This window comes from Providencia rettgeri (assembly GCF_001874625.1).
Taxonomy (GTDB): domain Bacteria; phylum Pseudomonadota; class Gammaproteobacteria; order Enterobacterales; family Enterobacteriaceae; genus Providencia; species Providencia huashanensis.
Genome location: NZ_CP017671.1, coordinates 3,423,266 through 3,442,156, shown reverse-complemented (window position 1 = coordinate 3,442,156; position 18,891 = coordinate 3,423,266). Strand labels below are relative to the sequence as shown.

The following is an 18,891-nucleotide window of genomic DNA, read 5'->3' as shown; positions in this document are numbered from 1 at the left end:
CTTGAAGGGGAATAGAGTATTGAAGCCTATTAATGGCTGTATTTATCCAATAATTGCCTACTATTAATTGTTGTTCTCAGTTTACTACCACAGAAAACTTCAGATTGAAATTAATTATTGTTCACAATATCAGATGTATAAAAATGATTAGGTCAATAGATTATTATGATACAAAAGTTTTAGTAAGAGATTGTAATTGGTAGAGCGAAAAAATAGCCATGCGATATCTTTCGTACCGTTTTGAACGGCGCAATATTTGGGGGTTAGGTTGTGTTTATTTCAATATCGGATGATTCTCATATGTCTAATAATTACTATAGTTAGTATAAGATACACTTAAATTTCATATCTACATGAAATAATTACTAATTATTAACTTTGAGCTATCTTCGATGAATAAAAAATTCAATTTAAGTATAATTTTAGTTTCACTGATCATATTAAGTGGTTGTACTCAGAAACATAGAGATACCATATCAGATATAACTTATGCATTAACGGGTGTCCCTGGTGCAAAGCACAAAAACAATGGAAATAACACCACTACAATGAAATCAAAAGCACAATTAGAAAGAGAAAAAGAGGAGTATGAATTCAAAAATCGCCGCCAAAGTTGGATTGGTAAATCTATAGATGACCTAATAATGCAAAGGGGCAGCCCTTTTGGGGTTCATAAGAGACAGGATGGGGGATCTCAGTATACCTTTAAGAAAACCCAAAACAGTTCTAATGACCCGTACCTTAATAACCCTCGCTTATGCGTAGATAACTTTATTACCGATAAAAATGGATTAATTAAAGACTGGTCATCTTCTAACTGCCTTTATTAAACATAGCTAATATAGTTTCTCCTAATCCTTTTTTGTTAGAAGGGCGAGTTAGTTAGCTAAAACCGCCCCTCTACCTGTTTTATAATTAAATAAGCTTACCTACAATATCCTTATCCCATACTTTACCGCCTTTAGCTTGATAGCTAAGCCCATGAATTCGTACAGCGATAATGCGCCCGTTATCTATGCCTTATGATAGTACTAAATTGATCACTGAAACGACGACAGACTCATTATAGGTATAAGGTGGGATAACTTCTTACCAGTAATTTTTAAAACCTGTAATGGTAATAATGACTCAAATGGAAAGAATCAGAGCTATTCAGGATGCTGAAAAAGTCAAGCCACCTCTAAATTAACGCGTTGTAGCGGGTGACCTGCCAGAAAGGAAGAAAGTTACAGGTTACTATGAGTGATTTAGTGGTTATCCGCTAACAGGAGCGCAGAGAATTGCTTGTTAGAATTTGTTTATAAATGTAACCTTTGATGTCCACATATGTTTTTTTCCACGGGTCTTATTAAATGAAAAATTTGTTAGTTTCTGTTAGTTGTATTCTTTCATTATCTGGGTGTGCAGTGACCGAATATAATTACACGCCAGATTCACATAAAATAAGTGAGCCGAAAGTAGGTAGTGTTAATCGTGCCATCATAGGTCAAAGTTTAGTTAGGGAAGGTGATATAAGCGAGCTGAAAGCGATTAAGGTATTGAACCCAATACAAATAGACTTGGCTTATAAAATTATTCCTGGTGTGTTCAAAAAAGTTGGTTCAAGTGACAAAGGTGATTTCTATATGCCAGCTCAAACCATTGACTCCGGTTCTGTTGTCGTTGAGGCTCTTGGTCAGCCATGGAGTTCAATTTTAATAAAGAAAGGAGCCAATGCTAATGAAATTTGTATTGTAACTGACTTAAATGTTGCTGTTTGTAGTGATAAAGCCCAAATTGAATATCTTGAGTTAAATAACCCTGATGGTAATTCATTTGAGCAGGCTTTGATTTTTAATGGGATAAATAATCAAATAGTAGATATTAGCTACAGAAAAATAGGCTCAAACATTGAAAATCAAGGGTTTGGAAATAACCTTCAATATAACCTTAAAAAAAGCAATGTTATTTCTTATGGGAATGTAAAACTAAAAATTATAAATAGTTCTAATGATTCATTGACGTATGAAGTTATAAGTAATTTCTCGGGTAATTAAAACTATCGGAAATGGATGGTTTTTCCAAAATATAGCGTTAAACATATAAAGTCATTCTTTGTTTAACGCTACTATCGTAACTTTGAAATATCAAAGCTAATAGTTCCCGCGCATAAAAATCTTGTAATAATTTAAATCGTAAACTGTTTATAGTTTTACTATAAAAAATAGTTATGGTGAAAATATATTTCAATGAAATTTCAATAAGATAAGGTATTTTTTTGTTGGGCGAATGACACCTTTCTCTGTAATTTATTATCTTCTGAAATTTTAGTAAAAAGTCTGTAAACCCTTGTCTAATTGAATCACCCTTATAATGATAAATATAATTATCACAAAAAGAGAGTCATAATTGAACAGTATATGTATGTTATTTTTCATATATAATATTCTGCAGTCAAGGTTTGGCAGTACGAGGTAGTCGAGTTATAAACTAATAAATTTTGTGTAAATGAAATATTATAAAAAGAAAGGTGAGATACTGTGAGCATATTTAAATCGATTTGGGATTTTTTTGGCCTGTATCAGACTAAAAAAATAAGAATTTTACATTTATTAATTTTAGTTTTAGTGATATCGCAAATCATTGTTAGTAATTGGATGACAGGAACAAAGTCAGTCGTTCCTCCTTTTTTTGATATGGCTTATTTATTCACTTGGATTCATATTATTTCTGGTTTTGTGCTCTTTTTTTTAACGTTCTTTTTAGTCGTATCTTGTTTTAATCAACGCGGTTTTAGATATTTTTATCCCTATCTCTGGGGGGATTTTAAACAAATCAAAGAAGATATAAATTCTCTTTTAGCTAAAAAGCTACCAGATAGCTCTCCTAAAGGACTTGCTGCAACAGTTCAAGGGTTGGGGTTGGGGGCTTTATCAATTGTTATTTTGTCAGGTATAACATGGTTTATTTTATGGCTACAGCAGTCTCCATTTGCTTTAGAGGCTAGGAGTATTCATAAGTCACTCACTATTTTAATTGAGATTTATATTTATGGTCATGGTGGTTTAGGGGTTATCCATTTTATAATTTGGAAAAAAAATAATAAAATGGGTGGTTAGTTTTGCTCCTATGTATTTAATGATTTTTTATGAATCTCTAAATACTAATAAAAACAAACAATTCCATTTTAAATGAAGTTGGTGAAGGTTATTTTTATTCCCTATGATATTTAATAAAGTTAAATAAATCATAGGTATAGGTTATCACTTTTGACACTTTTGCTAGCAATAATATCTATAGAAAAAATAACCCAATTACCGCTTTAAATCACATTTGTTATTCTCGATAAGCCTTTTAGTGCAACAGCATGAATCACGGGTGAAACACTTGTACAGCAATTCCCTAATACTGTTATTTTATATTTCTTTGCTTGTTCAGCAATCGTGGTAAATAGTACGCAGTTTTGAGTCATCATTCCGCATAATTCAATATGTTCTATATTATGCGTTATAAGCAAATCATCAAGGTGCGTTTCATCAAATGAGTTGCCATGTCTTTTAGTTACAACGAAATGATCTTGGGACAGGTTAGTCAGTTGAGATATAAGTTCACAACCTTTTGTTGTTTCGTCAAAAAAGGCCGAGCCTAGAGGTGATAGATGTTGTATAAAAATAATGGCACAGTCATTTTTTTTGAATTCTAAAATTTTATCAGATATACGCATTAAGGTCGTTTCAATATCCCATAAAGGAAACCGCCCATCAGTAAGATAGTCATTTTGTGCATCTATAACGATTAATGCCTTTTTCATAATATCTCGTTAATTTAGGTTAGATTAGAGTTGAGTGTGAAATAAAGTAAAAAGAATTACAACAACTTTTAGTATTAACTCTCAATGATGCTAATCATATTCTGTATGAAATATTGCCATAGCGTGGTGGCTCATTGCCTGAAGGGGGGATTAGGATAACCTATAGTTAAAAAACACATATGCTTTGACGTATGTGTTTGGCGTGTATATATTATACATAGTAGAGAGTAAAGGAGCATGTATGGAACCATTACAACTGTTTAAAATTTTAGGCGATCAAACAAGGCTAAACATCGTGTTGCTTTTAAAAGCATCAGGTGAATTGTGTGTTTGTGATATCTATACCGCATTAAATTTATCACAGCCCAAGACATCTCGTCACTTAGCGATGCTTAGAGAATACGGTCTTTTGCTTGATTCTAAACAGGGTAAATGGGTTCACTATCGCTTATCTCCAACATTACTTCCATGGGTAAAAAATATCATTGATGTCACCTATGCAACCGAGAAAAATAGAATCGCAGATTTGCTCAAGAGCCTAGAGACAAAAGTGTCAGTGGGTCATTGTTCGGCATAAAATTTTTTAAATTAACATATTCGAAAAAACATATATAAGGTTGAGATATGAAAAGATTAGAAGTATTTGACCCAGCGCTATGCTGTAGCACTGGTGTTTGTGGAACAGAAGTCGACCAAGTATTAGTAGACTTCGCAACAGATGTAGATTGGTTAAAAAAACAAGGGGCGAATGTAAAGCGTTTTAACTTAGCACAAGAACCTATAGCGTTTGTTGACAATACAAAAGTGAAAACATTTTTGGAAACCGCGGGGGCGGAATCACTCCCTCTATTTATTCTTGATGGTGAGATTGTGTTGACTGGTCGATACCCTAAACGCCATGAGCTTGCTAGATGGTTTGGAATTCGTATGAATATTGAGAAGGTTGAGGTCATTAAGCCGTGCTGTGGTAACGATAAAACATGTTGTTAACGAGGGATATACAATGAAATTTTTAGATAACGCACCTAACTATTTATTTTTTACAGGAAAAGGTGGGGTCGGTAAAACCTCGATTTCATGCGCAACAGCAATCAAATTGGCAGAGGAAGGAAAAAAAGTTTTATTGGTAAGTACTGACCCGGCTTCTAATGTGGGGCAAGTATTTTCTCAATCAATTGGAAACCACATTAAGCCAATAACATTAGTGCCAAACCTATTTGCGATTGAAATAGACCCGCAAGCCGCTGCCGAAGAATATCGAAATAAAATTATTAATCCCATCAAAGAAAGTTTACCTGAAGCGGTAATTCAAAGTATTACGGAGCAGCTATCAGGTGCCTGTACAACAGAGATTGCTGCTTTCGATGAATTTACTGGGTTGTTGACTAATACACAGATTACCCGTCAGTTTGACCATATCATTTTCGATACTGCACCAACGGGGCATACCATTCGTTTACTACAACTCCCGAGTGCATGGAGTGATTTTATCAGCGATAACCCTGACGGAGCGACATGTTTAGGGCCAATGTCTGGCCTTGAAAAACAGCGCGAGCAGTACAGCATGGCTGTGGAAGCGCTGAGTGATAACTCGCTAACAAGGTTACTATTAGTTGCACGTCCTCAGTCAGCTGCGTTAAGAGAAGTTGCGAGAACCTACAATGAGTTATCTTCTCTGGGGATTAAAAATCAGCAATTGATCGTTAATGGTGTTTTCCCCGAAACGGCGATAACTGACAATGATAAGTTATCCCATGCGCTCTACTCTCGTGAACAAGCCGCATTAGCGTCTATGCCTGAAGCACTACGCTCGTTACCTGTCGATATTCTTTATTTACAAAATATCAATATGGTTGGAGTCGATGCACTGAAGCAGTTGTTATCTAATGACATGCCACAAGTTCCAACTACTCCCCCGACAAAACAACCTATTTCTTTACCTACTTTGTCAGAACTGGTTGGCGAAATATCTCAACAACAGCATGGGTTGATTATGTTAATGGGAAAAGGCGGTGTAGGGAAAACAACGATTGCAGCATCAATAGCGGTGAAACTGGCAGAAAAAGGGTTAGATGTTCATCTGACCACATCCGACCCTGCTGCTCATATTGAGTCAACACTCGATGGTGTTTTACCCAACCTTCAAGTTAGTCGAATTGACTCTATCGCCGAAACTGAACGTTATCGTAGTTATGTTTTAGAAACAAAAGGGAAAGATTTAGATGCAGAGGGGCGGGCATTACTAGAGGAAGATTTGCGCTCCCCATGTACTGAAGAAATTGCGGTATTTCAGGCCTTTTCTCGCATTATTAGGGATGCTGGAAAACGTTTTGTTGTGATGGATACAGCTCCAACAGGGCATACATTATTACTCCTTGATGCAACTGGGGCATACCATAAAGAAATTGCTAAGAAAATGGGAGGGAAGGGCCACTTCTTAACCCCTATGATGCAATTGCAAGATCCTGAAAGGACAAAAGTGATTATTACGACACTTGCTGAAACAACACCTGTGCTTGAGGCGGAAAACTTACAAAATGATTTAATACGTGCAGATATACACCCGTGGGCATGGGTGATTAATAATAGCCTATCTATCACAGAAACAACCTCACCATTGTTACTTTCAAGGGCAGAGCAGGAGGTTTCTCAGATTGAAAAGGTGGCATCAACATTGGCAAAGCGTGTTGCTATTGTCCCTTTACTTGAGACAGAGCCTGTGGGGATATCCGCATTAAGTCAGCTCGCAGGATAAGTTCTACTTTTGGAAAAAGGTGCATAGAAAAGCACCTTTTAAACGAGGTTGTTATGTTTATTGCCGCATTAATTTTTATTTTGACCATTACGTTCGTTATTTGGCAACCCAAAGGGCTAGGTATTGGCTGGAGTGCAACGGCAGGGGCGGTATTAGCCCTTATTTTGGGGGTGATTAGTTTTCAAGATATTCCCGTTGTTTGGAATATTGTGTGGAATGCCACCGCGACATTTGTTGCCGTGATTATTATCAGTTTGCTGTTAGATGAAAGTGGCTTTTTTGAATGGGCGGCATTACATGTTGCCAAGTGGGGTGGTGGCCAAGGAAAACTATTATTTAGCTATATTGTGTTACTCGGTGCGACTGTTGCGGCTTTATTTGCCAATGATGGTGCGGCATTGATATTAACGCCGATTGTGATTGCAATGTTACTTGCACTTGGCTTTAACAAAGGCACGACATTAGCATTTGTTATGGCTGCTGGTTTTATTGCAGATACAGCGAGCCTGCCACTTATTGTTTCTAACCTCGTTAATATTGTTTCAGCTGACTTTTTTAATATTGGTTTTACTGAGTATGCGTCAATTATGGTGCCGGTGGATATTGCTGCGATTATTGCGACACTGGTGATGTTACATTGGTTTTTCCGTAAAGATATTCCTAAACAATATGATGTCACTAAACTGAGTGAACCAGCTTTAGCTATCAAGGACATGACGACGTTTAAAGCAGGCTGGTTTGTGCTAGCGCTATTACTCATCGGTTTTTTTGTCTTAGAACCATTAGGTATTCCTGTTAGTGTGATTGCTGCGATTGGTGCTTTAATTTTATGGGGAATTGCAGCTAGAGGTCATACGATTAATACCAAAAAAGTGTTGCGTGGTGCGCCGTGGCAAATTGTTATTTTCTCGTTAGGTATGTACTTGGTCGTGTATGGTTTAAGAAATGCAGGGTTAACGGATTACCTCTCTGAAACGCTTGATTACCTTGCCGATAAAGGGTTATGGGTAGCAACACTAGGAACAGGGTTTATCACTGCGTTTTTATCATCCATCATGAATAACATGCCAACAGTATTAATCGGCGCTCTTTCCATTGAAGGTAGCCAAGCAACGGGAGTTATTCAACAGGCGATGGTGTATGCCAATGTCATTGGTGCTGATTTAGGCCCGAAAATTACCCCTATAGGGAGTTTAGCAACATTGCTGTGGCTGCATGTGTTATCACAAAAAAATATGACCATTACATGGGGATATTATTTTAAAACGGGGATCATTATGACTATTCCTGTACTCACCGTCACATTGATTGCTTTAGTGCTAAGGCTTTCACTGCTAAATTAAGGGCAACTCCATGAATGAAATTACAATTTACCATAACCCAGATTGTGGTACTTCACGCAACACTCTAGCGATGATCCGCAATAGTGGCATTGAACCGACGATTATTTATTATTTAGAAACGCCACCCACTAAAAATGTATTAGTTCAACTGATTATAGATATGAACATTACGGTAAGAGAGCTATTACGCAAAAATGTGGAACCGTATGAGCAACTAAGCTTAAAAAAAACGATTTATACCGATGACCAATTAATTGATTTTATGTTGCAGTACCCAATATTGATTAATAGGCCGATTGTGGTAACGCCATTAGGTGTGAAATTATGCAGGCCATCTGAAGTGGTATTAGACATATTGCCAAATCCGCAGCAAAAGGTGTTTATCAAAGAAGATGGTGAGGTTATCGTTGATAAACTGGGGAACAGACTAAAGTAGGTAACTATTTAGTGGTTTTATTATGTTTTCTTTTACGTGAATACGTCTGAAATAATGAGAAAAATAAGCTCTATTTCAATGAAATGGGCGATAAAACCCCCTGCGATTACCAGTGAAAACGGTTTTTTTATATTGCTCGGTCTTAAAAAGCACTAAAGGCTGAAGGCCGCCTTTAGTGCGAGTTGAGGTTACAGCGCACTATCCCGTTAATTAAGGGATTACAAATAAGGCAATGGCCAGTGCTTAAAGTAGATATGCTTTGCTTGCCAATCTACTTTCTCAGTATTGTCTGAAAGTAAATAGCGAGCGACAGTAAATGCAAATTCAAAGCTGACACCTAGCCCTTTTGCACTAATAAATTTACCATCCACAACAACGTCTTGATCAACGTAGTGCCCATCATTATATTTTTCAGCAAGTTTATCACCAGTACTATAATGTCTACCTTCAAGTAACTGATGAGCTGCGAGTACTTTGGCACCAGAGGAACATAGGGCACAAATATATTTATCTTCAGAAATATGACGGCGAAGAAACTCAATAACTTGTGGTGAGCTACTAAGGCGATCGGTGCCTTTTGGGCCGCCAGGCATCATTACTGCGTCATAACTGTGAGATAGTTTTTCTGTTAACAAGTAGTCAGCACTAATTTTAGTTTCAAAATAAGTATTTAGTGTCAGGGTATCCATACATGAAAGAACATCAACATGAATATCTAATCGACGCATAATATCAATGAAAACGACGGCTTCACCTTCTTCGAAGCCATCTGCGAGTAATACAGCAACTTGTTTCATGTCATTCCTTTATTATTTATTTCAATGAATTATAACTTTCCATCACTTTTACAAACGCGAATTTTATCCATGACAACCGATTTCATTGCAGCTTTGCCTGGAACTAAATAGTGACGAGGGTCAGTAGCATCTGGGTTTTCAAGAAAGTAGTGTTTGATGGCATCGGAAAAGGCTATTTTCAGTTCAGTTGCCACATTTACCTTACAAATACCTAGATCAATACAATGGCGTACATCTGCATCGGGTATCCCTGATGCACCATGTAATACTAGTGGTATTTCTGTTTTTTGACGGATTGCTTGTAAACGGTCAAAATCTAAGTGCGGCTCGCTTTTATACATACCATGAGCTGTACCAATTGCGACCGCAAGTGAGTCAATACCAGTGCGTTGGATAAATTTTACGGCAGACTCTGGGTCTGTAAATAAAGCATCTGCAGCATCAACGACCAAATCATCTTCTTGGCCCCCTAAGCGTCCAAGTTCCGCTTCTACGGTACAATCCCATTGGTGACAGTAATCAACAACTTGTTTAACAATTTGAATATTTTCTTCGAAAGGAAAGTGGGATGCATCTATCATTGCGGAACGCACTCCTGAGACCACCTTCTGGAAAATATCAGGAATATCTTCATGATGGTCTAGGTGTAATGCGACAGGAATATGATAGCGTTCAGCCGCTTGCTGGCAGATAGCAATAAGATAATCACTCCCCGCATAGGCAAAGGTACTTGGTGTTCCTGCGAGGATCACTGGAGACCCCATTTCTGCGGCAGTTTCCATCACAACTTGAATAGTCTCGAGATTGTGGATGTTGAATGCAGGCACAGCATAGCCACCTTGTTGGGCTTTATTTAACATACTACGGGTCGATACGAGAAACATAGTTGCCTCTTCTTTCATTTAATTTCGATTTATAATAATCGAAAGATAAAGAAAGGTAAAAGATCTAAATCACATTTTATTTGTTTCACACCGAAAGGTAATGAAAGAAAACTAAAAAAAATGACTCATTTTAGAACTATAAGTTGTCACACCTTTACGTAATAGGTTGTTTTTAGGACGTTTTGATTGACCTATAATTGTTTCAATTACCTTTTGAGTGAGAGGTTGTTTATCTAAGCGGCGACTTAAAGGAGACTGCTGTTGAGTATACTCCTGCCGAAATATCACCGTAACTTCCTGCGTATCTTTAACTCCTATTACCGAAGCATGAATCGATGGAATTTCGAAACGAAAATCGGCCTTTTCGATTGGAAGTTCGCTGGTGGGAGTTTGCCAAAGCTGTAGCCGTTCACCACAATATAAAGCGATGACCACAGACCGCAATGACCAGAAACTGCTTGCAGGTCCGCTGTAATTATCGACAAGACGAGAGTCTTGCGCGAATAAGCCTTGCGTTGGTGCTCCCGCTTTTAATGCACCATTACTAATAAAGTAGCGAAGTGTGCTTTCTAAGGCATGTTTGGCTTGACCGATACTGACGGAATCACAACCTAAATCAACACCTGCGATTAATGGAGTTGACACCGCTAAACGGTAACATGCACTGCGCCCAAAAAATGGAATACCTTTGGTTGTAATAAATGGTAGATAGCTGCGATTAAACTGGTTAAGGGATTGCTTTATAAATTCATGATCGAAGCCTGGAATAATTTGGTTTAGCCAGTAAAGCCCATAGTAAAAACCCCAAGCATTGTAATAATCAAAATTCCCTTTTGCACCATCACGGAACCAACCGTCGCCAGCATAAAATTGTTTAATTCTGTTATAACGCCAATGGGCAATATGGTCAGTTCCCGTCAATGCTTTGATAACAAATTGGACGGTGAGTGGGAATAAATGCCAGTTATTATCAACGATTTCGCAGTGATTAACTTGTTCGAACCACGTGATAATTTGGTGTTGTAAGCTAATATCAAGCTGATCCCATACCCATTTACGACTGAGCCAAAGGGTGAGAGCTAAGTCTGCAGATTCACATATTTTTTGGTCGTAGTTTTCAAGCTTCCCCCAATAGCCTTTATGGGAAGGGTTTGTCCCATTCACAAATGCGCTTTTAATCATCTCTGCAATATTAAATGGTTGTTGGTTTAGCCCTTTGATTATCGGTTGCTGATGATGAACTAACCATGCTGCAAGCAGGGGTAATACTCGGCTAACACCTTCCATAGCATCTGTCTTGACGGTTTGTTGTCCGGGGCTTCCGGGGTAATAAGCATGGGTATAATCCCAAACTTGATAATGATGAAAAGCCTCCGTGACATAGCGAGTGAGTGTTTCGCAAAGAAATAATAATGGCTTTTGATTATCGCGAAAGGTATCGGCAATAAGTTGGTCATGGTGGTGGTAAGCCCGTTTTCGGATACATCTTCTAATAATATTTTCTTTAAACAGTCGTTGATAGATGGCTATATTAGGATGTTCATAGGGGAGTTTTGGACGTTCAGTAGGAATAATAGGTGTAGTCATATTTATTCTCGATTGTTAGAAAAAGCGAGCCTCCATGCTCACTTAATTGGCCAAAGATCCGATTCTATCGTGCAGAATCAACAAGTATTTGGTAACGGTCTTGTCCCCATACAACAGGTTTTGGTTTGTCTTTAACCCAATGATAATAAGCAGATTTTAGCTGTTTAACTTTTTCTGGATACTGACGTGCTAAATCAATTGATTCAGCAGGGTCTTGTTTATCATTGAATAGCTTAGGTTGGTTTGAGCCATCGTCATAAAAATACAGAGCCCATTCGCCATCACGGATCGCCCATGAGCCTTTTGATAGTTTTTCTAGGTTAGGGTTATTAGGGATTTCTTTACGTTGGTATGTTATCCATTCATGGTAACCGTGCCAGAATGCCTGATTTTCTTCGCTGTAGTGTTTAGTCCCTGGGCCTGTCCAATAAAGGTATTGGTGTGGAGATTTATCGTCTTTGCCTGTTAGTACGGGCATAATATCTTTCCCTTCTACTTTCAGGGTATCTGGGATAGTTATTCCTGCACTTTTCAGCGCCGTCGGCAGGATATCGATAGCTGAAACCATGATGTCACTCTGTTTACCTGCTGGGATATGGCCCGGCCAATAAGCAACAAAAGGGACACGCACTCCGCCATTAAACATTTGGCCTTTAAAGCCTTTATCCATTGCGTTCATTGGCATTGGGGATTCATGAACAGCCCCGTTATCTGAAATAAAGAAAATTAACGTATTTTGTAATTCTCCATTTTCTTTCAACGTGGCAATTATTTTTCCGATCCCTTCATCTGCGGCATTCAGAGCGGCAAAATACTTATCAGCTTCAACATTACCTGTATTAAATTTATCCATATATTTGGCAGGTGAAGCCTCCTCAAGTGGGATATGAGGCACGCTATACGACAAATTAATAAAGAAAGGCTTATCTTTATGACTGTCTATGAATTTGACAGTTTCATCCGTCAATAAATGAGTCAGGTAGCCAGAAGCAGGGACATTTTCCCCATTACGCCAAATCGCTGGTGAATTCCACAACGCTGCGCCAGAGGCATAATAACTGTAGGCATAATCAAAACCCCTTTCATGGGGGGCAAACCCAGGTTCTGGTGTTGATATCATGTTGTCATGATAATCACGAGTTTGTTTATCTTCAGCTATCTTGGGCTTTTTGATCACTTTCGCATTATGCCACTTCCCAATGCTGGCAGTTGCATAACCATCGGCTTGGAATAAAGCGGGTAATAATTTAATGTCCTCTGGAATGCCTAACATAGCATCATCATTACTATAGGTACCGAAGCTTGCAGGGGAGCGACCAGTAAAAATCCCTGCTCTAGATGGCCCACAAACTGGGTGAGCAACAAAGGCGTTAGTCATTTTAATTCCGCCGGCTGCCATTTCAGTGACATTTGGCATCGCAATTTTCGCGGCTTCGACCATTTTATTTATGTCGCCATCATAACGTTGGGCGGTAGGGCGTTTTGCTAGCTCGTTAACATCAAGATTGTCTAACACAAAATCAAGCTGACCAGTCCCTAAATCATCCATAACAATAAGTAAAACATTGGGTTTTTCAGGGGTCCCTCCAGCAGTTGCAGCTAAGGGAAAACTTAAGCAACTAGTGGCTATAAGGCCAGCAAGTAGGCTTTTTTTTACAGTAGGTAAGATCACAAAAGTCTCTCCAGAAAGGTTAATTTATTGAAAATAAGCTTTTTTTAAGGCAGGGAGTGCATCGCTAGCCAATCCCCCGCGGGAAATAGCTTGCTGCATTAACTGCATGCCTAGTGCGGTATGATGAAATATTTTTTTATAAGAACGGCACAAGTAATTGTGGCGATATTTTTCTCCATCAATTGCCACAATTCGGTGTTTAGGGCAGCCACCGTAGCATAAGCTTTGGACTTCACAACGTTGGCAAATACTGGTGAGTTTGTCGTATTTATTTTGACCAAAGCGTGTCTGTTGCTTAGAAGAAACTAAACGAGCTAAGGTGTTTTCTTGGACGCTACCTAAGCGGTTTGCAGGGTAAACGTAGTGGTCACAGGAGTAAACATCACCATTAGATTCAATGATTAATGCTTGTCCACAGGTTTTGGATTGAATACAAGTGGACGCAGGATAACCCATCCATGTACCAAGTAAGCTATCGAACAAACGGATGTATACTTTTCCTACATCACCTTGGCGTATCCATTCGTCGAAAATATCAGCCATAAATTGTCCGTATCCTTCACTTGAAACTGAGAAAGACGCCATAACAGCATTCGGACCGGGCGCATAGTGCCCCCCTTGCATATGTGGAAAACGTCGGTCTACTTCAACAATTGGAATAAATTGAAAGAATGTCGAGCCGATATCTTTTAGTGCTTGATACGTTTCTTTTCCTTTACGCCAATTCTGATCGTTCACGACGGTAAGTGTATTAAATTGAACACCATATTCGTTGAGTAACTGAATTGATTTTTTAACGCGTTCGAAGGTTGGGTTACCATTGACTGAAATACGATATTTATCATGCACCGCTTCAAGTCCATCAATAGAAACCCCGAGTAAAAACTGGTGATCGGCAAAAAATTGTGCCCATTGACGGTTTATTGCAATTGCATTGGTTTGGACACTATTTGTGATCGTTTTTCCTTGTGCGTATTGTTTTTGATACTTCACAACACGCTCAAAAAACGCTAACCCAGCGAGTGTTGGTTCTCCGCCTTGCCATGAAAAATCAATTTGGTCACTCGCGTTAGACTGAATATAGTCTTTAATGTAACGACGTAATACATTGTCAGGCATCACGTCATGATGGTTATCTGCTACTTCTTCGTTAAATACATTCTCTTTTTCGAGATAAAAACAGTATTCACACTTGATATTACAGCGATAGCTAGTGGGTTTCGCCATCATATGAAAGTTAGTTGGTTGGTTAGAAGCCATTTTTTTATCCGAAAGAAGTCAGGTTATTTTTATAGCATTACGCAATTTTCGTAAAATCAAAAGAGATTGAAATCACAAAAATGGAAAATGAAAGATTTTGAAAGGTGGGGGAGGGGAATAAATGGGGGATTCACGATAAAGTATTTTGTCGTTAAAATTCCAAAATATACTTTTTAATTAAACGGAACCCGACATCTTTCGAATAGAAAAAGTTTTTTCAGCACGTTTTGCTAATTTTAGAGTCATTTCATTACTAAAATTTCACGAATCTGGGCTTAGAGGCGACAGTCTGACGATTAGATTAATTAAAATACACTGATTAACACTTTATATATTGGATAGTTTCTCATTCGAAGCTATGATATTTCAATTATGAAAATATCCGTAAGCAAATAGTGAACAAATCGAAACTTTGTGAAAGAGATCAAAAGTTTTGTTTTTTTACGTTGTCGGTAATTTTTGGCGTAGTAAACTAATTTCGAAATCAAATGAAAGTCTTTTGTTTGGTTTCGTAAGGAGACGAAAGTGAAAGCGGCAGTTGAGCGGCGTATGGAAATACTCGACATGGTTAACCAACATGGTAAAGCCAGAGTTGAGGATCTAGCCGAAATTTTTAAAGTTTCAAGTGTCACCATTCGCAGCGATTTAAGTTTTCTTGAAAAAAATGGTTATGTTATTCGCTCTCATGGCGCTGCAATACCGAATACAGGGTTTATTGCAGAACTGAGTATCCACGAAAAACGTGGGCAAAATGCGGGAACAAAAACGTTAATAGGGAAAGCTGCCGCCACGCTAATTAAGGATGGGGATACCGTTATTTTAGACTCGGGGACAACTACGCGTGAAATCGCGACACATTTAAAATCGCGTGAAAACGTAGTGGTCATGACTAACGGTTTAGATGTTGCAATGGAGTTGGCGAATACCGCAGGCGTTGATGTATTAATGACAGGCGGTGCATTGCGAAAGAATGCTTTATCGTTTTCTGGCTCTCAAGCAGAAAGCAGCCTAAGAAATTACCGATTTGATAAGGTTTTTCTTGGGGTTGACGGATTCGATTTACGTGTTGGTATCACGACACACAATGAACAAGAGGCGAGCCTCAACCGTTTAATGTGTGATATCTCAGAGACTATTATTGCAGTTGCTGATTCTACGAAATTCGGTAAACGCAGCTGTCATATGATCCGTGAGTTTGGTGATATTGATATTTTGGTAACAGACTCTGGTATTCCTGATGAATATGTCCAAGAGTTAAAGGACCATAAAATCGAAGTCATTATCGTCGATAAAGATTTATAGCTGACTAACTCCATTAACAGCACTGCCGGTGTTGATTGTGGAGTTAGTATTAATGCATCCTTTAGAAAAAATTGTTCAGCAAAATAAGTTAGGTCAACAGAACGGTATTTATTCTGTTTGTTCTGCTCATCCTTTTGTTATTGAAGCATCATTGCAGCAAGCGTTGGACAATAATTCCTTTCTTCTTATTGAAGCCACTTCTAATCAGGTTGATCAATTCGGTGGTTATACCGGTATGACACCTGCTGATTTTTATCATTATGTTACTGAAAAAGCAGAGAAAGTTGGCTTTCCTCTCAATCAGCTAATTCTTGGTGGTGACCATTTAGGCCCTAACCGTTGGCAAGACCTCCCTGCTGCAGATGCTATGGATAATGCCGATGTTTTAATCGCAGCTTATGTTGCCGCTGGATTTAAAAAAATTCATTTAGATTGCAGCATGTCTTGCGCTGATGACCCTGTTCCTTTAACCGATGAAATTGTTGCTGAGCGGGCGGCTCGCCTTGCGGTTATCGCAGAAAAAACAGCAAAACAACAATTCGGTCGTAGCGATATTGTGTATGTCATTGGTACTGAAGTTCCTGTTCCCGGCGGAGCCACAGAAGCTTTAGAGGGTGTGGAGGTCACTTCTCCTGATGCCGCTCGCAAAACCTTAGAGTGTCATGCGAAAGCATTCGAAAAAGCAGGTGTGGGGGATTGTTGGCAACGGGTTATCGGATTGGTCGTTCAACCTGGAGTGGAATTTGATCATACCGGTGTGATTGATTATCAACCCGAAAAAGCACAGGCATTGAGTAAAGTAGTTGATGATTATTCACATCTGGTTTTCGAAGCTCACTCAACTGATTACCAAACAGAAGATGCTTATAAACAATTGGTTCGTGACCATTTTGCTATTTTGAAAGTAGGCCCCGCATTGACGTTTGCAATGCGCGAAGCGCTGTATTCATTGTGCGAAATTGAGAATGAAATGTTTCCTGCCAAGCAATGTTCTCATTTAAAAGAAAAAATGGAGCGCTTGATGTGTAGCGAGCCGCATTTCTGGCAGAAGTATTATCATGGCGATATTCACCAACAAGCATTTGCTCGGGTATATAGCTTCAGCGACCGCATTCGTTACTATTGGCCGGATAAAGAAATTAGCGATGCAATAGATAAGCTAATGAATAATTTATCTGCTAAACCAATCCCATTACCTTTACTTAGCCAATATCTGCCACATCAATTTAAACAATTGAGAGAGGGTCTGATTGATAGCTCACCTAAGTCGTTTGTTTTCGCAAAAATTCGCGATGTGTTATCGGTGTACGCCGATGCGTGTAAATTCAGTCACTGAGGTTTGACATGGAATATTTAAGTTATCAACCGGCTGAACTAGAACAACTTAATGCGTTCTGGACAGCAAAAGAAATTGAGCAGCAACCTGAATGTTGGCAAAAAACGGCGTTATCAGTGAAAGCATTACGTACTGAAATTGATGCGTTTTTAGCTAAAGTTTTATCAGCACCAGATGCTCGTATTATTATGACTGGAGCAGGCACTTCTGCATTTGCCGGACGTGCACTGGCCCCTATATTAACTGGGCATCTTAAGCGTCGTGTTGATGCAATAGCAACAACAGATTTGGTTTCTGACCCGAAAGAGTATTTAGCTGAAGATGTGCCGACCTTGTTAGTTTCTTTTGCTCGCTCTGGAAATAGCCCTGAAAGTGTTGCAGCTCTTGATGTCGCTGAAAAGTGTTTATCTCAATGTTACCACTTAGTGCTGACTTGCAATTCACAGGGGCAATTATTCCAATATTGCCAAAATAACCCTAATGCATTGGCACTTTTGATGCCAGAAGAGTCGAATGACCGCTCTTTAGCCATGACATCAAGTTTTTCATCTATGATGATGGCCGCACTATCCATTTTCTTAGATGATACTTTCTTTAATAAACAAATCTTACCATTTTTCACTCAATATCATGAGAATTATCAGCAGTTTAACCGAATAATTCGTGAGAGCTATGCAGGTAAATTCAAACGTGTGATTTATTTAGGTAGTGGGGGGCTTCAGGGGCTTGCACAGGAAGCGGCTTTGAAAATGTTAGAGCTTACCGCAGGTAAAGTGGTGGCTAGTTTTGATACCCCATTAGGATTTCGTCATGGCCCTAAATCAATCGTTAACAAAGACACGCTAGTCGTTTTATTTCTTTCGAATGACCCGTATACCAGACAGTATGAAACTGACTTATTACGAGAGGTAATTCACGATAATGCATCATCCAAGGTGATCGGGATCACTGCGTCCTCTGAAGATATTTTTTTGAAAGATAATTTCATTTATATTTCAAAACTGGAGCATTGTTCTGACGCAGCGTTACTATTTCCTTATCTAATGTTAGCGCAAGCATTTGCTTTTCATAGCTCTATTGCACTGGGGAATACACCGGATAACCCTTCTCCAACAGGAGAAATTAACCGGGTTGTTCAAGGTGTTACTATTTACCCGTTCTCATATCAAAAAGATGGCGAATCGCTATCTTGAGATAAACACAACAAATAATAAGAGAGCAAGTTATGCACACACCAAATATTGTCTGGACCCGAATCGATGAACGTTTATTACATGGGCAAATTCGTATTACATGGGGTAAACACACGGAAGCAAATTTAATTCTTGTTGCGAATGATGACGCTGCTGATGGACCCAATTCTGCTTTTATGCAAGCTGGCATGAAAGCATCAGCAGGTGGAGAATATGCGGTCCGCTTTTTCTCTATTCAAAAAACCATTGATGTGATTAGTAAAGCATCTCCTCGCCAGAAAATTTTTGTACTTTGCAATAACCCAACTGACGTTGCTCGTTTAGTTGAAGGTGGTGTTCCTATAACGCACTGTAATGTTGGCAATATGCATTTCCATGAAGGGAAAAGACAGATTGCGAAGACGGTGTCTGTTGATGAACGTGATTTGGAGGCATTTCGCCGTTTGGTGGATAAAGGCGTCACCTGTACCGTGCAAAATACACCTGACCAATCTCCAGTGGATGTGTTAGCGCTTGCAACGGCTTAAGGCTGCTTG

Annotated in this window: 18 protein-coding genes; 12 read left to right on the top strand and 6 right to left on the bottom strand. The window is 38.8% G+C overall.

Annotated elements, in window-relative coordinates:
• The first annotated feature begins 392 nt into the window (after positions 1 to 392).
• The 3 genes from RB151_RS15820 to RB151_RS15810 all read left to right on the top strand — a co-directional run bounded on the left by RB151_RS15820 (position 393) and on the right by RB151_RS15810 (position 3,098).
• Positions 393 to 830 carry a hypothetical protein gene (locus RB151_RS15820; protein WP_071548317.1) on the top strand — a complete coding sequence of 146 codons (438 nt, stop codon included), beginning with the start codon at positions 393 to 395 and terminating at the stop codon, positions 828 to 830.
• A gap of 522 nt (positions 831 to 1,352) precedes the next feature.
• Entirely contained in the window at positions 1,353 to 2,036 is a 684-nt protein-coding gene (locus RB151_RS15815) for a hypothetical protein (protein ID WP_071548316.1), read from the top strand.
• Positions 2,037 to 2,519: 483 nt separating this feature from the next.
• On the top strand, positions 2,520 to 3,098 hold the full coding sequence (locus RB151_RS15810; protein WP_042845306.1) for a cytochrome b/b6 domain-containing protein: 579 nt from the start codon (positions 2,520 to 2,522) through the stop codon (positions 3,096 to 3,098).
• Between the two features lie 203 nt (positions 3,099 to 3,301).
• Here RB151_RS15810 and RB151_RS15805 read toward each other — a convergent pair whose 3' ends face one another.
• On the bottom strand, positions 3,302 to 3,790 hold the full coding sequence (locus RB151_RS15805; protein ID WP_048608039.1) for an isochorismatase family protein: 489 nt from the start codon (positions 3,788 to 3,790) through the stop codon (positions 3,302 to 3,304).
• Positions 3,791 to 4,031: 241 nt separating this feature from the next.
• Here RB151_RS15805 and RB151_RS15800 point away from each other — a divergent pair, with 241 nt between their 5' ends.
• Genes RB151_RS15800 through arsC form a run of 5 tightly spaced genes read left to right on the top strand, consistent with a single transcriptional unit; the run spans position 4,032 to position 8,324 of the window.
• Complete coding sequence (locus RB151_RS15800) at positions 4,032 to 4,367, top strand: metalloregulator ArsR/SmtB family transcription factor (RefSeq protein WP_042845301.1); 336 nt, start codon at positions 4,032 to 4,034, stop codon at positions 4,365 to 4,367.
• Positions 4,368 to 4,414: 47 nt separating this feature from the next.
• On the top strand, positions 4,415 to 4,780 hold the full coding sequence (arsD, locus tag RB151_RS15795; protein WP_071548315.1) for an arsenite efflux transporter metallochaperone ArsD: 366 nt from the start codon (positions 4,415 to 4,417) through the stop codon (positions 4,778 to 4,780).
• 13 nt (positions 4,781 to 4,793) lie between these two features.
• A complete protein-coding gene (gene arsA / locus RB151_RS15790) occupies positions 4,794 to 6,545 on the top strand; it encodes an arsenical pump-driving ATPase (RefSeq protein WP_071548314.1) in 1,752 nt (583 codons plus the stop codon).
• A gap of 53 nt (positions 6,546 to 6,598) precedes the next feature.
• Positions 6,599 to 7,888 carry an arsenic transporter gene (locus RB151_RS15785; protein ID WP_071548313.1) on the top strand — a complete coding sequence of 430 codons (1,290 nt, stop codon included), beginning with the start codon at positions 6,599 to 6,601 and terminating at the stop codon, positions 7,886 to 7,888.
• Between the two features lie 10 nt (positions 7,889 to 7,898).
• Positions 7,899 to 8,324, top strand: coding sequence for a glutaredoxin-dependent arsenate reductase (gene arsC, locus RB151_RS15780; protein WP_071548312.1), 426 nt, complete (start codon positions 7,899 to 7,901; stop codon positions 8,322 to 8,324).
• Between the two features lie 218 nt (positions 8,325 to 8,542).
• Here the strand turns inward: arsC and RB151_RS15775 are convergent, their stop codons facing one another.
• The 5 genes from RB151_RS15775 to RB151_RS15755 form a co-directional block, all read right to left on the bottom strand.
• Positions 8,543 to 9,121, bottom strand: a complete 579-nt coding sequence (locus RB151_RS15775; RefSeq protein ID WP_071548311.1) for a DJ-1/PfpI family protein — start codon at positions 9,119 to 9,121, stop codon at positions 8,543 to 8,545.
• A gap of 29 nt (positions 9,122 to 9,150) precedes the next feature.
• Positions 9,151 to 10,005: a tagatose bisphosphate family class II aldolase gene (locus RB151_RS15770; RefSeq protein WP_042845292.1), complete on the bottom strand. Its 855-nt coding sequence runs from the start codon at positions 10,003 to 10,005 to the stop codon at positions 9,151 to 9,153.
• Between the two features lie 111 nt (positions 10,006 to 10,116).
• On the bottom strand, positions 10,117 to 11,592 hold the full coding sequence (locus RB151_RS15765) for a DUF2264 domain-containing protein (protein ID WP_042845291.1): 1,476 nt from the start codon (positions 11,590 to 11,592) through the stop codon (positions 10,117 to 10,119).
• Between the two features lie 64 nt (positions 11,593 to 11,656).
• Positions 11,657 to 13,264: a sulfatase family protein gene (locus tag RB151_RS15760; protein WP_042845290.1), complete on the bottom strand. Its 1,608-nt coding sequence runs from the start codon at positions 13,262 to 13,264 to the stop codon at positions 11,657 to 11,659.
• Positions 13,265 to 13,288: 24 nt separating this feature from the next.
• On the bottom strand, positions 13,289 to 14,524 hold the full coding sequence (locus tag RB151_RS15755; protein ID WP_042845289.1) for an anaerobic sulfatase maturase: 1,236 nt from the start codon (positions 14,522 to 14,524) through the stop codon (positions 13,289 to 13,291).
• A 525-nt stretch (positions 14,525 to 15,049) separates the two neighbouring features.
• Between RB151_RS15755 and agaR the strand changes: the two genes are divergently transcribed.
• From agaR to agaV, 4 genes are read left to right on the top strand one after another with little or no spacing between them, the layout of a single operon-like run.
• A complete protein-coding gene (gene agaR, locus RB151_RS15750) occupies positions 15,050 to 15,826 on the top strand; it encodes a transcriptional repressor AgaR (RefSeq protein WP_042845288.1) in 777 nt (258 codons plus the stop codon).
• A 52-nt stretch (positions 15,827 to 15,878) separates the two neighbouring features.
• The gene (gene kbaZ, locus RB151_RS15745) at positions 15,879 to 17,162 is read left to right on the top strand and encodes a tagatose-bisphosphate aldolase subunit KbaZ (protein WP_048608028.1); all 1,284 of its coding nucleotides are present in this window, start codon (positions 15,879 to 15,881) and stop codon (positions 17,160 to 17,162) included.
• 8 nt (positions 17,163 to 17,170) lie between these two features.
• Positions 17,171 to 18,355, top strand: coding sequence for an SIS domain-containing protein (locus RB151_RS15740; RefSeq protein WP_042845283.1), 1,185 nt, complete (start codon positions 17,171 to 17,173; stop codon positions 18,353 to 18,355).
• Between the two features lie 32 nt (positions 18,356 to 18,387).
• Positions 18,388 to 18,882 carry a PTS N-acetylgalactosamine transporter subunit IIB gene (agaV, locus tag RB151_RS15735; protein ID WP_042845281.1) on the top strand — a complete coding sequence of 165 codons (495 nt, stop codon included), beginning with the start codon at positions 18,388 to 18,390 and terminating at the stop codon, positions 18,880 to 18,882.
• The last annotated feature ends 9 nt before the right edge of the window (positions 18,883 to 18,891 follow it).

Bases quoted from the DNA above. Each gene is read 5' to 3' on its own strand.
- RB151_RS15755 (WP_042845289.1), bottom strand. From the start codon at position 14,524: ATGGCTTCTAACCAACCAACTAACTTTCATATGATGGCGAAACCCACT.
- arsC (WP_071548312.1), top strand. From the start codon at position 7,899: ATGAATGAAATTACAATTTACCATAACCCAGATTGTGGTACTTCACGC.
- RB151_RS15740 (WP_042845283.1), top strand. From the start codon at position 17,171: ATGGAATATTTAAGTTATCAACCGGCTGAACTAGAACAACTTAATGCG.
- RB151_RS15800 (WP_042845301.1), top strand. From the start codon at position 4,032: ATGGAACCATTACAACTGTTTAAAATTTTAGGCGATCAAACAAGGCTA.
- RB151_RS15770 (WP_042845292.1), bottom strand. From the start codon at position 10,005: ATGTTTCTCGTATCGACCCGTAGTATGTTAAATAAAGCCCAACAAGGT.
- RB151_RS15820 (WP_071548317.1), top strand. From the start codon at position 393: ATGAATAAAAAATTCAATTTAAGTATAATTTTAGTTTCACTGATCATA.
- RB151_RS15765 (WP_042845291.1), bottom strand. From the start codon at position 11,592: ATGACTACACCTATTATTCCTACTGAACGTCCAAAACTCCCCTATGAA.
- RB151_RS15815 (WP_071548316.1), top strand. From the start codon at position 1,353: ATGAAAAATTTGTTAGTTTCTGTTAGTTGTATTCTTTCATTATCTGGG.
- RB151_RS15785 (WP_071548313.1), top strand. From the start codon at position 6,599: ATGTTTATTGCCGCATTAATTTTTATTTTGACCATTACGTTCGTTATT.
- RB151_RS15775 (WP_071548311.1), bottom strand. From the start codon at position 9,121: ATGAAACAAGTTGCTGTATTACTCGCAGATGGCTTCGAAGAAGGTGAA.
- arsD (WP_071548315.1), top strand. From the start codon at position 4,415: ATGAAAAGATTAGAAGTATTTGACCCAGCGCTATGCTGTAGCACTGGT.
- RB151_RS15805 (WP_048608039.1), bottom strand. From the start codon at position 3,790: ATGAAAAAGGCATTAATCGTTATAGATGCACAAAATGACTATCTTACT.
- agaV (WP_042845281.1), top strand. From the start codon at position 18,388: ATGCACACACCAAATATTGTCTGGACCCGAATCGATGAACGTTTATTA.
- arsA (WP_071548314.1), top strand. From the start codon at position 4,794: ATGAAATTTTTAGATAACGCACCTAACTATTTATTTTTTACAGGAAAA.
- kbaZ (WP_048608028.1), top strand. From the start codon at position 15,879: ATGCATCCTTTAGAAAAAATTGTTCAGCAAAATAAGTTAGGTCAACAG.